Origin of the sequence: Salmonella enterica subsp. arizonae (assembly GCF_008692845.1) — a bacterium.
Lineage (GTDB): Bacteria > Pseudomonadota > Gammaproteobacteria > Enterobacterales > Enterobacteriaceae > Salmonella > Salmonella arizonae.
Genome location: NZ_VXJW01000008.1, coordinates 137,850 through 151,310 on the forward strand (window position 1 = coordinate 137,850; position 13,461 = coordinate 151,310).

General features: G+C 40.8%; 15 protein-coding genes and 1 pseudogene. 3 read left to right on the forward strand and 13 right to left on the reverse strand.

What is annotated here, in order from left to right:
* Positions 1 to 194: 194 nt before the first annotated feature.
* From F4V61_RS16075 to prgH, 9 genes are all read right to left on the reverse strand, one after another.
* Entirely contained in the window at positions 195 to 950 is a 756-nt protein-coding gene (locus F4V61_RS16075; RefSeq protein ID WP_038394693.1) for a transcriptional regulator, read from the reverse strand.
* Positions 951 to 1,330: 380 nt separating this feature from the next.
* Positions 1,331 to 2,218, reverse strand: a complete 888-nt coding sequence (hilC, locus tag F4V61_RS16080; protein WP_038394691.1) for an invasion transcriptional regulator HilC — start codon at positions 2,216 to 2,218, stop codon at positions 1,331 to 1,333.
* Between the two features lie 347 nt (positions 2,219 to 2,565).
* The gene (locus F4V61_RS16085) at positions 2,566 to 3,024 is read right to left on the reverse strand and encodes a type III secretion system effector protein OrgC (protein ID WP_080161146.1); all 459 of its coding nucleotides are present in this window, start codon (positions 3,022 to 3,024) and stop codon (positions 2,566 to 2,568) included.
* A 14-nt stretch (positions 3,025 to 3,038) separates the two neighbouring features.
* Positions 3,039 to 3,710, reverse strand: coding sequence for a type III secretion system linker protein OrgB (orgB, locus tag F4V61_RS16090; RefSeq protein ID WP_012209850.1), 672 nt, complete (start codon positions 3,708 to 3,710; stop codon positions 3,039 to 3,041).
* Positions 3,667 to 4,266 (reverse strand): oxygen-regulated invasion protein OrgA, encoded by a 600-nt coding sequence (orgA, locus tag F4V61_RS16095; protein ID WP_077905471.1) that lies wholly within the window; start codon positions 4,264 to 4,266, stop codon positions 3,667 to 3,669. The genes orgB and orgA overlap by 44 nt, the downstream gene beginning before the upstream one ends.
* Positions 4,238 to 4,996 (reverse strand): type III secretion system inner membrane ring lipoprotein PrgK, encoded by a 759-nt coding sequence (prgK, locus tag F4V61_RS16100; RefSeq protein ID WP_000621236.1) that lies wholly within the window; start codon positions 4,994 to 4,996, stop codon positions 4,238 to 4,240. Before prgK ends, orgA begins: the two co-directional genes overlap by 29 nt.
* Complete coding sequence (prgJ, locus tag F4V61_RS16105; RefSeq protein WP_001121019.1) at positions 4,993 to 5,298, reverse strand: type III secretion system inner rod protein PrgJ; 306 nt, start codon at positions 5,296 to 5,298, stop codon at positions 4,993 to 4,995. The genes prgK and prgJ overlap by 4 nt, the downstream gene beginning before the upstream one ends.
* Positions 5,299 to 5,316: 18 nt before the next feature.
* Positions 5,317 to 5,556 carry a type III secretion system needle complex protein gene (locus tag F4V61_RS16110; RefSeq protein WP_058345870.1) on the reverse strand — a complete coding sequence of 80 codons (240 nt, stop codon included), beginning with the start codon at positions 5,554 to 5,556 and terminating at the stop codon, positions 5,317 to 5,319.
* A 23-nt stretch (positions 5,557 to 5,579) separates the two neighbouring features.
* Positions 5,580 to 6,758: a type III secretion system inner membrane ring protein PrgH gene (prgH, locus tag F4V61_RS16115; RefSeq protein ID WP_012209849.1), complete on the reverse strand. Its 1,179-nt coding sequence runs from the start codon at positions 6,756 to 6,758 to the stop codon at positions 5,580 to 5,582.
* 315 nt (positions 6,759 to 7,073) lie between these two features.
* Here prgH and hilD point away from each other — a divergent pair, with 315 nt between their 5' ends.
* From hilD to iagB, 3 genes are all read left to right on the forward strand, one after another.
* Entirely contained in the window at positions 7,074 to 8,003 is a 930-nt protein-coding gene (hilD, locus tag F4V61_RS16120) for a transcriptional regulator HilD (protein ID WP_038394683.1), read from the forward strand.
* Between the two features lie 1,100 nt (positions 8,004 to 9,103).
* Positions 9,104 to 10,765 (forward strand): transcriptional regulator HilA, encoded by a 1,662-nt coding sequence (gene hilA / locus F4V61_RS16125; protein WP_000902210.1) that lies wholly within the window; start codon positions 9,104 to 9,106, stop codon positions 10,763 to 10,765.
* Between the two features lie 17 nt (positions 10,766 to 10,782).
* Positions 10,783 to 11,265, forward strand: coding sequence for a type III secretion system invasion protein IagB (gene iagB / locus F4V61_RS16130; protein WP_001268416.1), 483 nt, complete (start codon positions 10,783 to 10,785; stop codon positions 11,263 to 11,265).
* 64 nt (positions 11,266 to 11,329) lie between these two features.
* Here the strand turns inward: iagB and F4V61_RS16135 are convergent.
* The 4 genes and pseudogenes from F4V61_RS16135 to F4V61_RS16150 all read right to left on the reverse strand — a co-directional run.
* Positions 11,330 to 12,535, reverse strand: a pseudogene (locus F4V61_RS16135) (type III secretion system effector BopA family protein); the annotation flags it as partial.
* Entirely contained in the window at positions 12,486 to 12,878 is a 393-nt protein-coding gene (gene sicP / locus F4V61_RS16140) for a chaperone SicP (RefSeq protein ID WP_001258998.1), read from the reverse strand. The gene sicP and the pseudogene F4V61_RS16135, both read right to left, overlap by 50 nt.
* 34 nt (positions 12,879 to 12,912) lie before the next feature.
* Positions 12,913 to 13,164 (reverse strand): hypothetical protein, encoded by a 252-nt coding sequence (locus F4V61_RS16145; protein ID WP_012209847.1) that lies wholly within the window; start codon positions 13,162 to 13,164, stop codon positions 12,913 to 12,915.
* 43 nt (positions 13,165 to 13,207) lie between these two features.
* On the reverse strand, positions 13,208 to 13,456 hold the full coding sequence (locus tag F4V61_RS16150) for an acyl carrier protein (RefSeq protein ID WP_000366948.1): 249 nt from the start codon (positions 13,454 to 13,456) through the stop codon (positions 13,208 to 13,210).
* Positions 13,457 to 13,461: the final 5 nt, after the last annotated feature.

The window sequence follows — 13,461 nt, forward strand, 5'->3', positions numbered from 1 at the left end:
TAAATTTACTGGAAATAAGCGTAAAGATGAGCTGCTTGCTCCTTCACATTTTTCCTGTGTCGAAAATAGTTGTTCAGAGTTTGGCTAACCCAACATAATATAATTATTTCTCATTAAGGTCTGTAAAATCCAGGCATATACGCAGTTTATAACTATGAGTGATAGCAGATAATTCTTGCTCAATAGATTGCGTTTTAATTCATTCCTACCGCAACCGGCAAAGGACAATTATCGTCCTGTACGCTACGGTTATGTGCAACAGTAGTGCGCTGTAAATGCGCGTCTAACTTTAGCCCGCGGAACAGCGACAGCGGTGAAGAGTCCATCCCCAAACGATGCATCATCTTCTTGCGATAAATACTGACAGTTTTCGTTCCCAGACCAAATTTTTTCGCCAGTTCAATTGCCGGATACCCGGAAGATAATAATATTAGCAACGCATATTTGGCCTGGGTGACACCGGGCGGTAGATTCCACCAGGCATATTGATTAATATTAAATAGTACCTCTTCCGGCGTCTCATTAACATTAAAAGCATACGTAGTAGCCACGGTTTTCCGCTGTGGCCTGTGGCAAAAACGCAACCAGGCTTCCGGAAGACGGGGTTTCTCTCGATCCGGGCGGATAATGCAGGATAACTCGTCTTTTAAAACATAATCCATAACGCCAAAATATTGCAGCACACAGCGATCGATATAATACAAGCGATCTGCCACTACCAGAACTTTACGGCTCTGCAACCGCGACTGCAACGCATGAAAAAGATAAACATGCTCATGAGGGTTCAAAGATAAAATCAGCCCGGCATCCGGCATAGCGGATATAGAATGCAGGAGGGCGGTTAACGAGTTACACGTTTTGACGCGCTTTTCCGGGTATTTTTGCTTAAAGATGGACTCAAGGGCATAACAATTAGTCCAGTTAATACCGTATATGATTACATTTTTCATTTGTTTATCCTTTTCTGAAACCTGACCACAGCTTCGGTAATGATTTTTCTTCCTGGGCGGCAACTGCGCAAGCGGATTCCCCTTACAAAAAACGTAATAAGGCTTGATACGTTATCATATGCGCAATGCCGTTACCGAAATGAATTCCTTTTACAAATCTGATAATGATTAAATTTTATTTTTTAGTTTACTGCAATCTTTTGCATTGCAATGATTACTGCATTTCTTACGATCTGGTATGTAAGGTAATGAACGCTTTCGCTACTCTTTTATTACCTGCGTATCACTGGCATAGTGATACCATAATATATACTCTTATTAAGAGATATATTTTCGCATCTGTAAAACAAACAGATAGTAACGCCTAAAATAATATCTATTTAATGATTAATTGTACGCATAAAGCTAAGTGGTGTAATTTTAAAATGGCGTTTAAAAATAGCGATAAAATAGGAAGGCGTATCATAGCCACACATCGTCGCAACTTGTGAAATATTTCCAGCGCCCATACGTAACAACTTGATAGCCTGATTCATACGCGCATCCAGGTAAATTTTGCTAAAACTCACATCTTCAGCAGCCAGTTTACGCTTCAGGCTTGATACGCTCATAAACAGCTTTCCCGCCACCTCAGCCTGTGACCATTTTCGGGTGATATCACTAATAATAATGTTATAAACTTTCTCTTTTGTCGTAATTTTTATCGCTCGCTCAAGGAAATCAAACCCACCGGGTTTACGTACAAATGCCGATATAAGATACATCAATGAGTAATATGAATAATCATGGTCATCAATACTCACATTACTACAAACTCGTGGACACGTCACACCATTCAAAATAGAGTCAAAAGTATCACTCATCCCGGGTAACAACTCGGCATGGAAAAAGTGCTTTGGCTTTGTTTTTAATGATAACTCTCTATCATTATAATTTATTGTGCTGTAAAAGACTTTGTAGAATTTTTGCATTAAGTCATAGGAAACTTCCAGTGAAGCAAAATCAATATGACCTTCAATTTCGCTCATGCTAAATGTTATCGTTTGATCTTTTTCCAATAAAAATAAACACGGTGCAGATTGCTCGATGAACTCTCCAAACTCATTTTCAATTCGCAAACTGCCTTTATTAAGTTTGATTAATACGCAGTTTGCGACATAATAGCCTCTTACATCAGCTAATCCATTTATTAATGAAGCTTTGCTCGACTGTTGAAGGTAATTATTGCTAATAGCCCCAACTGATTTATTCATTGAAGGCAATACCATATTTTTATCCTGTGTGCTATAAGGAACTTAAAATCGTTATATTCTTATAAAGAAATAATTAAAACTCAAAAAGATGATTTAAATCCGATTGTTTTATTATTGTAGCCAATAATTACATTCCAAATGCGCGTTTATTTCTTCACAAAAAGATACTGTTTATAACATTTTGCAAAATTCGGTAATATAATGTTACAGTATTAACATGAGTTTTTCAGGATAAAATGACTTGCAAATACCTCAATAATATTTATTTATCAGCAACATAGATGAGTTAGCATAGCGTGCTATCCGCACTACTTGCTGATACCTACAGTATACCTTATCACAAATCGCCAGCAATGGGGGAGTTACCAGTCAATTGACTCGTTGTTTTCCCCGCCCGATAAAATAACCTCCTGCATCCAGGAGGTCATTTGTGACTGCGCATTCATCGTGCCAACCAATACCCCATTTAAAGCCTCATATAAATGGGTATCCGGCTCAACTTTTCCAATAATATTTTGTAGCATAGCCGTTTGCTGCTCAAAGGAGACAAATGCAGGCTCGCCATTTTTGGGGTCTTTGAACGCATTCATCTCTTGATAAATGGTATCTTTAAGCGCTTCAGAAGAAACTAACTCAGGAAGCGACAAAAGCGTCTGATAGAACGCGTCATAGAGATCAACGTCACTGCCGTTGCTTAAATGTGCGTTATTCGCATTATTCAACGTAACCGCCCTGGCGTTCAACGAAACAACGCTGTTACTCGTCGCTTCAGTATTCATTGTCGGGTCTAAATAAGAAGTCGAAATCGTACCTGGTATCATGTTATAGCTTCCATTTATGATGTTTGCGTTTTTGTCTGCCACTCATCAATAAGTGAATTGATGGCGTTATCAGAAATCGTCCGGCAGTCTTGCGGCAGTTCATCAAGATGATGCTTAATGACGCCTACCGCCGTTTCAACAAATTGTTCAGGAGAAAACTCTGCGATCTGATCGCCGCAGCTCATGATAAAACGCTGTTCCTGATGATATTTAAGATTAAAAGTGCCAGGCCAGTTCTCCATAAGCAACACCATCAGTTTTTGATGATCTTTTTTCGCATTAACTGGCAGCGTTAAAAAAAGTTGTCCCTCCGGTTTATCGAAATCTCTCAACCACTCATCCAGTACGGTTAAAAGCGTTTCGGGATGGTCGACTGCTGCTGAAAATAACTCTCGGGCATAAATCTGTATTTTTTCCATCCATTTCCAGGCCATTGTCTGACTATCGGTAAGATAAGCAGCGACCTGCTGTAACGCATCTACCATTCCCTGTTCGTAACCTTCCTGATAGGCATACATCCGCAAGGTCCTTGCCTCTTCTTCCGCCTCCCGTAAAATACGCTTAGCCCGTTGATGCGCCTGCTGTTCTAATCTCTCAATAGAAAAATAGCGTTCCAGCGTTTTACGCTTTATCAGTATCCCCTCAACAGGCGAAAGCGGGGACGGAATTGGGATATTTTTGAGCATATTGTAAGGCCAGTAGCAAAATTGACATTTCTACAGCATCCTGCTTCGACGCCTCCTCAATAAATGGAGGAAAAAGCAAAGGAAAACGCTGTGCTAAAGATTCAGGTAAAAATTCACTCAGGGCATTTAACTGTGCATACCCGACGCTGAGTAAAAACCGGTGATTCGGCGCCTTATCGCAGACAGATAAACTTGTTCCCTGATTCATTGCCAAAAATGCTTGCGCCCAATCCGGCAAGCCAAGCAAGGCTCCCTGTCTTGCCAAATCGGCTCTCAATTTATAGCAACCGAGTAAGTACGCTATTTGCGGTAATCGATGCCACTGACGCAGCCATAGCTGCGTCAGTGAATTTTGAATATTCTCCTTTTCTCCGGTCTTAAGCTGGCAGGCCGCCAGTATTAACTCATTTGCCGCCGCTCTGGCGGCAGGTCTGTCAATCATTTCAGAGGTTATCTGCAACCGCTGAGGATGAATATACGACAACGGATCAAAAATGACTTTTTGCCAGATAACTGATAATGGCTGCCTATTCATTTGACGATTTTGCCTTATCATCAGCCGTTATACCTTTCTTATTCCGGGCATAATGGTTTTTGTAATACCAGATGCCAAATCCTGCTAACATCGCGGATAACAAAATAATCAGCACAATCCAACTGGTTGCAAAAGAATCACGTTTTACTGGCGTGCCGGGTGCCTGTAATTGGGCATCTGAACGTTCTGACAACACAACAGAAATATTGTCATAATCCACATCGGCAAAACTATTCTTTAAGAATCGCTTGATATCGCTGATCTGATGCGCAAGCGGCGAACCTCGTTCATATACGGCTAACGCCGACAGATGAACAGGTTTTGGCGGACGTCCATTTTCACCAGCATCAATATCATAGCTAATATGGACCCTGGCGGAAAGCACGCCCTCCATCGTCTGTAATGATTGCTCCAGTCGCTGTTCAATAGCCGAATATAACCGGGCCTTTTCAGCTCGCGGAGATGATACCAGCGAATCCGCTGGGAACATCTGTGCGATTTCCACCCGTGGCCGGGGAGGAAGCTGATAGGTTTTAATCCAGTACACCGCAGCGGTAAAATCAGGCTCAGCAACGGTAATACTATAGCCCAATTTTCCGCTATCAATTTTATTCGCCTCTATATTGTGCATTTGCAGGACGGCAATGACTTCATTAGCCTGTTCCTGGTCCAGTCCTTTTAAAAGATCCTTATCCTTACAGCCGGCAAGGGTCATTACCAGCAGAAAGGTATATAGATATCGACGAATCATGAGCGTAATAGCGTTTCAACTGCCCCGACTCCTTTACGAGTAAGGGTACTGACCATAGAAACATACAGGTTATAATCTGAAATCATCTCTTGCGAAATGGCCAGCTCTTTAGGGTCCGTCACCAGATTAGGATCCTCAATCCTGTTGGTAATCGTCTGTTTATCCACAGCCGTGGCAATCGCCGAACCAGAAAAAGCCTGCAGTAGCCGGTCATCCAGCGAGACAATGTCTGTTTCCATCGGTCTGATATTGACCGCCTGCCCTATAACAGCATTCGTAGGGACAATAGTTGCAATAGGCATAATCCACCTTATAACTGATTAACGGAAGTTCTGAATAATGGCAGCATCAATATCCTTAAAGACTTTTACCGTGTTCGACTGCGCGTTACGGTACAAGTTATATTCCGAGAGCTTACTCTGATACGCCGCCAGTAGCGCCGGATCGGAGGGCTTTTTTGCTAAATCCGCAAGTGCTTTCGTCACCTGAGTTTGCAAATCGTCAACACCTTTATCAAAAGTCGCGGAGACTTCATCCAGATAACCTGACCAGTTAGCCATACTTATTCCTTATTTACGTTAAGTTAAAGTGGGCTTGGGAAATACCAATGACCTGGGCTCATTTTGATATAACCTTCCGCACCGTACTGAAATGAGCGCCCCTTGAGCCAATCATCTTTTAATTCGATAGCAAATTGTACATAGCGTCCTCCCCATGTTCGGTAATAGCTATCGACAAATTGACGAGCTCTGAGTATTTCTACATCATCGAGCGCTCCCTGAATAACAAACGTTACGCCGCCTTTATGGTTCCTGCGGGAATAAGGTAACGCCTGCTGTTTTAGCCCCGCTTCCGCCTGGCCTGCTGCGGTAACATCGTCCATCAGTGTGATGTTAACCGAATCCGCGTATGGCATTAGCGTTCTCAGCTTTTGACTTAAAACCTCGATCTCTTTTTTGCTCATATTGTTTCGCTGACGGCTTAACCAGAAAACGGGTTTACGCGGCTCATCAAAATGAAGGCGATAATAAGCTAGCTGCGGATAATAGGTATCCAGCCAGGTAGAGATACGCTTATTCTCTTCGTTTTCGTTAATCACTCGCGCATTTTTATCATAATCGCCTCTGGCTAAAACCTGACGAGCCCAAAGCGTATCCCTTTCATTTTGCGCAGCGACATAGAGCATTTTGTCGCGTCCTGGCAACACCTGAAAGCGTTCTTTCTCCTGGCCCAACAATGAATCAAGCTCTGCGGCCTGCCGCTGCGGCGAGTTAAGTATCCATAACGTACCTACCGTCCCAAGCCCCAATATAAACAAACCGGCCAGTGCCGCCACAATTCCGTTTTTAAAACGCGGCTCGATCTTCTTTGCAGACGCTTCCAACGACTTAGGTTGCTCGGGTGCCCATGGCTCGCTTTCCGGGCGAATCAGGATAAGCAATTCACCGACCTGTATTGGCGTATTTAATTGCACCGGACGAGATTCAGCTTTTCCTTCTTTCAGCTCATGGAGTATAATTTCGGCCGCATCCGTATCCACCTGGATTTCAAAATTTACTCCGCCATGGTCCAGCGGGATAAAAAAGCTATCGGCAGGTATATCAGGGAGCTGGCCTGAAGCAGTGAGCGCATCACTATGACCTACCACAAACAGTGTTCGGCCAGTCAGCAATGGAAACTCACAGCCGTTCAGTGAGCTGTTAAGTAATCGAACTATGTATGGCCCAGGGCTTGTTATCGTCTTCTCTTTTGATGTTTCCATATATACTGTTAGTGGTGTCTGTCGTTCTCGATAGCAGCAGACTACAGCGCAGGACGCAGGGATTCCTGATGGAAATAGAATGAAAAGTGAGAAATAAAATCAATTTATTCTGTGTAATGCGTCTCAACACATATTAAAAGAACTATCGTCCCCGTTGCGGCTTAAACGACTGTAGATAAATTACCCAAATTTGAGTTCTTTTGGTGTAACAATCAGACCATTGCCAACACCCCCTAATAAAGAGCATTTACAACTCAGATTTTTTCAGTAGGATACAAGTAAGGAACATTAAAATAACATCAACAAAGGGATAATATGGAAAATGTAACCTTTGTAAGTAATAGTCATCAGCGTCCTGCCGCGGATAACTTACAGAAATTAAAATCACTTTTGACGAATACCCAGCAACAAATTAAAAGTCAGACTCAGCAGATCACCATAAAAAATCTTTATGTAAGCAGTTTCACTTTAGTTTGCTTTCGTAGTGGTAAACTGACGATTAGCAATAATCACGATACGATTTACTGTGAAGAGCCTGGGATGTTGGTACTCAAAAAGGAGCAGGTCGTTAACGTGACGCTTGAAGAGGTCAATGGCCACATGGATTTCGATATACTCGAGATACCGACGCAACGACTTGGCGATCTCTATGCGCTTATCCCAAATGAGCAGCAAACCAAAATGGTGAAACCTGTCGAGAAAGTGCAGAAGATCTTCTATACGCCTGACTTTCCTGCCAGAAGAGAGGTATTTGAACACCTGAAAACAGCGTTCTCCTGTACTATGGATACAAGCAAAAGTTGTAATAGCTGTAACAACCAAAGTTGTATTGAAAATGAGGAATTAATCCCTTATTTTCTGCTGTTCCTGCTTACCGCTTTCCTCCGACTCCCGGAGAGTTATGAGATCATCCTAAGCTCGGCTCAGATAACGTTAAAGGAGCGCGTTTACAACATTATATCCTCCTCACCAGGTAGGCAGTGGAAACTTCCGGATATTGCCGATAATATATTTATGAGTACATCAACGCTCAAACGAAAACTTGCAGAAGAAGGTACCAGCTTTAGTGACATCTACTTATCTGCGAGAATGAATCAAGCAGCAAAACTTTTACGTATAGGCAACCATAATGTCAATTCTGTAGCATTAAAATGTGGTTATGACAGCACGTCCTACTTTATTCAATGTTTCAAAAAATATTTTAAAACTACGCCATCAACGTTTATTAAAATGGCGAATCACTAACATTTTTGGGTTTATCACTCAAGAAAAGATTTTCATTAAAATTTTAGCAATTTAAAATTCTGAACACTTTATAACACACCATAATAGGATTGGAGGTTATTCAACATCATTGTTCTGTCCAGAAGACAGTCCGTACTGATATCTCTGACAATTTAAAGCAAGGCTGTTCTTACAACGCGACTTTTGTGAACTCGTCATCGCTATGATGACTGGTAAACCTATATTACCTTATTCACAGCGTGAAAATCTGTCCAGATGAAAGTATCTCCTTCCGGCTTTAACCCTGTGGACTAAAGCCGGCATTTTATTCATGTTTGTATACCATTCGTTCCCTATAGCAACTATCTGCCTGGATGCTATAAACCAAACAATCACGCTTGTCAGCATCGTTGACGCCCTCTTACCTATCATAAATCGTAATATTCATATCCTGTCAGAGGCTAGTTTGAGGACAATACGGTTCACAAATTCGCTGCCCTTTTGACGCAATACCTGTGGGAAGTAAAGAAAAGGAGATATCATTATTCTTCAAAAAAGCATAAAAATAAGCGCAATACCAAAAGCAATTTGTCATTTATATTCTTACGTCTAAACCAAAATTTATCTTTAAACTTTCAATGAATGGTCATTTGTAATAAACACTCAGTATAATTGGTTCTGATGGTATCATTATCAGACCATTAGACATGAAGATATAATAAGCAGCATTTACACCCCAAAAAAATGCAGTAAGATAGCTACAAAACTAATCCCTATTGCAACGAGGTCGAGTTAAATATGTAAATATTTAGATGCCAGGATCTAATTTTCTCTGCAATAAGACATACGGTAGCTTCCACTCAATAATCACAGTAAGTGATAAAAATTGTTATTACCAATATGTCAGTTTTTTGAAATCACAGACATAACCTAAATTATCACATGTTAAAACAGCGAAAAACATATAAATCCAAGCCCATAGAATATGACATCAAGCTCATAATAAAAGTTCAGCCTGACAGTTACTCATAAAAGCAGAATGACTTACACAGTAGATCCCATTCTAACGGCTTGTATTAACCATTATAACTTTTCATCCTGTAAGAGAATATATAACTATCATGCTACATTTTAATTCTGTTCCTGTATCTAATAAAAAATTCGTCTTTGATGATTTCATACTCAACATGGACGGTTCCCTGCTACGAGCAGATAAGAAAGTAAATATTCCGCCAAAAGAATATGCTGTTCTGGTCATCCTGCTCGAAGCTGCTGGCGAGATTGTTAGTAAAAACACCTTACTGGACCAGGTATGGGGTGACGCGGAAGTTAACGAAGAATCTCTTACCCGCTGTATTTATGCCTTACGACGTATCCTGTCGGAAGATAAAGAACATCGTTACATTGAAACATTGTATGGACAGGGCTATCGGTTTAATCGCCCGGTCGTGGTGGTCTCTCCGCCAGCGCCACAGCCTACTACTCATACATTGGCGATTCTTCCTTTTCAAATGCAAGATCAGATCCAATCTGAGAGTCTGCATTACTCTATCGTGAAGGGATTATCTCAGTACGCGCCCTTTGGCCTGAGCGTCCTGCCGGTAACCATTACTAAGAACTGCCGCAGTGTTAAGGACATTCTGGAGCTCATGGATCAACTGCGTCCCGATTATTATATCTCCGGGCAGATGATCCCCGATGGCAACGATAATGTTGTGCAAATCGAGATCGTTCGGGTTAAAGGTTATAACCTGCTGCATCAGGAAAGCATTAAGTTGGTGGAAAACCAACCCGCTTCTCTCTTGCAAAACAAAATTGCGAATCTTTTGCTCAGATGTATCCCCGGACTTCGCTGGGACACAAAACAGGTTAGCGAACTAAATTCGATTGACAGTACCATGGTCTATTTACGAGGTAAGCATGAGTTAAATCAATATACTCCTTACAGCTTACAGCAAGCGCTTAAATTGCTGACTCAATGCGTTAATATGTCTCCAAACAGCATTGCGCCTTATTGTGCGCTGGCGGAATGCTATCTTAGCATGGCGCAAATGGGAATTTTTGACAAACAAAACGCCATGATCAAAGCTAAAGAATATGCGATTAAGGCAACAGAACTGGATCATAGTAATCCGCAAGCTTTAGGTTTTTTGGGATTAATTAATACTATTCATTCAGAATACATCGTCGGAAGTTTACTATTCAAACAAGCTAATTTACTTTCTCCCGTTTCTGCAGATATTAAATACTATTATGGCTGGAATCTCTTCATGGCTGGCCAACTGGAGGAGGCCTTGCAAACAATTAACGAGTGTTTAAAATTGGAACCAACTCGTGCAGCAGCAGGCATCACTAAACTGTGGATTACCTATTATCATGCCGGTATTGATGATGCTATACGTTTAGGAGATGAATTACGTTCACAACATCTGCAGGATAATCCAATACTATTAAGTATGCAGGTTATGTTTCTTTCGCTTAAAGGTAAACATGAACTGGCACGAAAATTAGCTAAAGAAATATCCAAGCATGAAATAACAGGGCTTATTGCTGTTAATCTTCTTTATGCTGAATACTGTCAGAATAGCGAGCGTGCATTACCGGCGATAAGAGAGTTTCTGGAAAGTGAACAGAATACTGATAATAATCCCGGGCTATTACCATTAGTACTGGTTGCTCACGGCGAAGTTATTGCCGAGAAAATGTGGAATAAATTTAAAAAAGAAGACAATATTTGGTTTAAAAGATGGAAACAGGATCCCCGCTTGGTTAAATTACGGTAAAATCTGAGAGAGGAGATATGCGTTATTTTTTTAGCATCGTAATTTGGTTGATTAGTATAAATACGGCATGGGCTGATTGCTGGCTTCAGGCTGAAAAAATGTTCAATATTGAATCAGAATTACTTTATGCTATCGCCCAACAGGAATCGGCGATGAAACCTGGTGCCATTGGTCATAACCGAGATGGCTCTACCGATATCGGACTGATGCAAATTAATAGCTCCCATATGAAAAGACTGAAAAAAATGGGAATCAGTGAAAAACAGTTATTACAAGATCCCTGCATTTCGGTAATTGTTGGCGCATCCATTTTATCAGATATGATGAAAATCTACGGTTATAGCTGGGAGGCCGTTGGTGCTTATAATGCCGGAACGTCACCGCAAAGAGCTGATATAAGAAAACGTTATGCTAAAAAAATTTGGGAGAATTACAAAAAATTAAAAGAGATGCCAGCAGAAGAGAAGAACAAAAAACTTTCTATCGCGTTAAACAAATAATCATATAGCAATAGCTTACTTTCAGATGATATCCAAAAGTAAGCTATTTTTAAATCAACTTGTTGTAATAGGCTGTTAATTTACTTGCCTGCATCTGCTCTTCTGGCGTTAACACCACCAGACACGACTCTCTTTTTCAAGAAGCGTTTTCATGAGCGCTTCCTGAGCAACTGGCGTATCTTTTAGATACGAACCAGCGCCACCAACTTACCGTCAAAAGTTAATGTATTCACTGGCACAGGCGTTCCGCCGTTTAATTTCAACTGGGTTTGCTGATTAAACGGGACGCTGCTCATTGAGAGCCGTACCAGATTCAGTGTAGGTCAGCTCAACGCTGTGACATAGGCGCACCGGCTTTTATGTTTTCAAGTTCAGTTGCAACGTATTTTAGTTTTTCAACAATAACCTGAATCTTTTTTGCAGCCAGGGTTAATTCTTGATCGGAGGCTTTATCAATCCATCTCGCAACTTCTCCCCCGCAGGTGCCCCATTGTGAGAACGGGGCTGTTCCTACCTGAATATTTTTTAAATTTATAGCATAATCATTAAGTTGTTTGGCCTCTGGAACTAAACTTAAATTCTGCAAATTCGTCATTAATGTACGCAGCGGGCCATTACCCGAAGCCATCTCCTGGAAGTTTTTTCGTAAACTATTTCCGTCCACTTGTTCCAGTTGCGGTATTGCTCTCTTAACTCCGTTTAAAGCGATATCGAGTAAAAGTTGCGTCATTCCTGTACCAAAATCGCCATTTTGTTCTGTCACTTTTGTCTCTACGCCTTTTGCAACTAAAGAAAAGACTTTCGGGAGACTAGCATTTTGCTTAGACCGGATATCTTTTGAGAAACTTTCTTCAGCATCCTTCACCATTTGCGTGATCTGTTGTAACCTGACTGGAGTAAAAGGCTTGATCGAATCATTTAATCCAGCCATGAGGGTTATTGCATTGACTGATTTCTCATCATATTTCTCAGTTAATGCTTTGAGAAATACCTGTAAGGTTTTTTGATTCTGTACTCTGGTATTTTCCATGTGCTTTTGCACCGCATCAATATTTTTAAATAGCGGAACCCTACCAAGCCAGGTTAATACTTTTGACGCAAATTTCTCAGGTGCGACGTGTGCCTCATTAGTATTTTCTTTAGCGATGTACAGTCGGGTATTACTCGTCACACTGGGTTTTGAAAATGAAGACAATGTTAAATTATTCAACTTCCTCTCCTTACACTTTAGCGTATTCTTGCAGCCTCTTTTTAAGCGCTTCCTGTTGATTCACAAATGACTCAAGCTGCGATATAATATGGTACATATTTGCCAGTTCGGTAATTGCTTTTATAAACAATAATGTCTCTGCTGTGTCAATATACGCTAACGTACCTTCATTCTTCGTTGCCAGTTCGCCATTAATCATCATAATCTGTCGCCAGACAGAATCACCACAAACAGGTGATAGAGGTATAATCATACCGTTCAATAACCAGATATCATCTTTAGCTTCAATAGCCATAAAAATATCGGTATCAAGAAGTAATAAGCACTGATTATTGTCATCAAAAGTGAGTGGTAAACCTAACTCCTCACCAATATCAGCGATAATATCATGGTGTGTCCGCAATTTATCATCCTCTTTAATGATCTATTTTATAATTTTAATTTTTCGGTTTGATTTTGGAAACGTAATGTTTGATGTTCTTATACGCCCGTCGCCGGGCGCAATGTTTATCTCCTTTAATCCAGTAAAATAGCCACTCACTACGCGTCGGGACACATATCAGCAACTCTTTCGGATCATTTTCAACATGGCGTAACTTGCTTTTAATAATAAGGCGTGAATTGTCAGCGATATCATCATATATTTCAGCCATATCTGAACCTGGTACTACATGTGTGATGATTTTCATAACAATTAATCATATTTAATTATGATCGAGCTATAGAAAAATACTACCCCCTGGACTGCAAACTCTTTTCGACAACACGGCATATATCCGTAATGGTCGTCATATCCGGAAGATCGTTTTCATTACAACTAATGTCAAACTCCTCACTGAGACCAAATACAATATCAATTAAATCCAGCGAATCAGCATAAAGATCCTCAACCAGATTGGTCTGACCATTGATGCTATTAATCTCAACGGCAATACAGGAGGTAATCACTTTTTTGACTCTTGATTCAATATCCATATCCATAGCGT

Coding starts and splice junctions, on each gene's coding strand:
- prgJ (WP_001121019.1), bottom strand. CDS start 5,298: ATGCCTATTGCAACTATTGTCCCTACGAATGCTGTTATAGGGCAGGCG.
- hilD (WP_038394683.1), top strand. CDS start 7,074: ATGGAAAATGTAACCTTTGTAAGTAATAGTCATCAGCGTCCTGCCGCG.
- F4V61_RS16110 (WP_058345870.1), bottom strand. CDS start 5,556: ATGGCTAACTGGTCAGGTTATCTGGATGAAGTCTCCGCGACTTTTGAT.
- hilC (WP_038394691.1), bottom strand. CDS start 2,218: ATGGTATTGCCTTCAATGAATAAATCAGTTGGGGCTATTAGCAATAAT.
- hilA (WP_000902210.1), top strand. CDS start 9,104: ATGCTACATTTTAATTCTGTTCCTGTATCTAATAAAAAATTCGTCTTT.
- F4V61_RS16075 (WP_038394693.1), bottom strand. CDS start 950: ATGAAAAATGTAATCATATACGGTATTAACTGGACTAATTGTTATGCC.
- orgA (WP_077905471.1), bottom strand. CDS start 4,266: ATGATAAGGCAAAATCGTCAAATGAATAGGCAGCCATTATCAGTTATC.
- iagB (WP_001268416.1), top strand. CDS start 10,783: ATGCGTTATTTTTTTAGCATCGTAATTTGGTTGATTAGTATAAATACG.
- orgB (WP_012209850.1), bottom strand. CDS start 3,710: ATGCTCAAAAATATCCCAATTCCGTCCCCGCTTTCGCCTGTTGAGGGG.
- prgH (WP_012209849.1), bottom strand. CDS start 6,758: ATGGAAACATCAAAAGAGAAGACGATAACAAGCCCTGGGCCATACATA.
- prgK (WP_000621236.1), bottom strand. CDS start 4,996: ATGATTCGTCGATATCTATATACCTTTCTGCTGGTAATGACCCTTGCC.
- F4V61_RS16085 (WP_080161146.1), bottom strand. CDS start 3,024: ATGATACCAGGTACGATTTCGACTTCTTATTTAGACCCGACAATGAAT.
- F4V61_RS16150 (WP_000366948.1), bottom strand. CDS start 13,456: ATGGATATGGATATTGAATCAAGAGTCAAAAAAGTGATTACCTCCTGT.
- F4V61_RS16145 (WP_012209847.1), bottom strand. CDS start 13,164: ATGAAAATCATCACACATGTAGTACCAGGTTCAGATATGGCTGAAATA.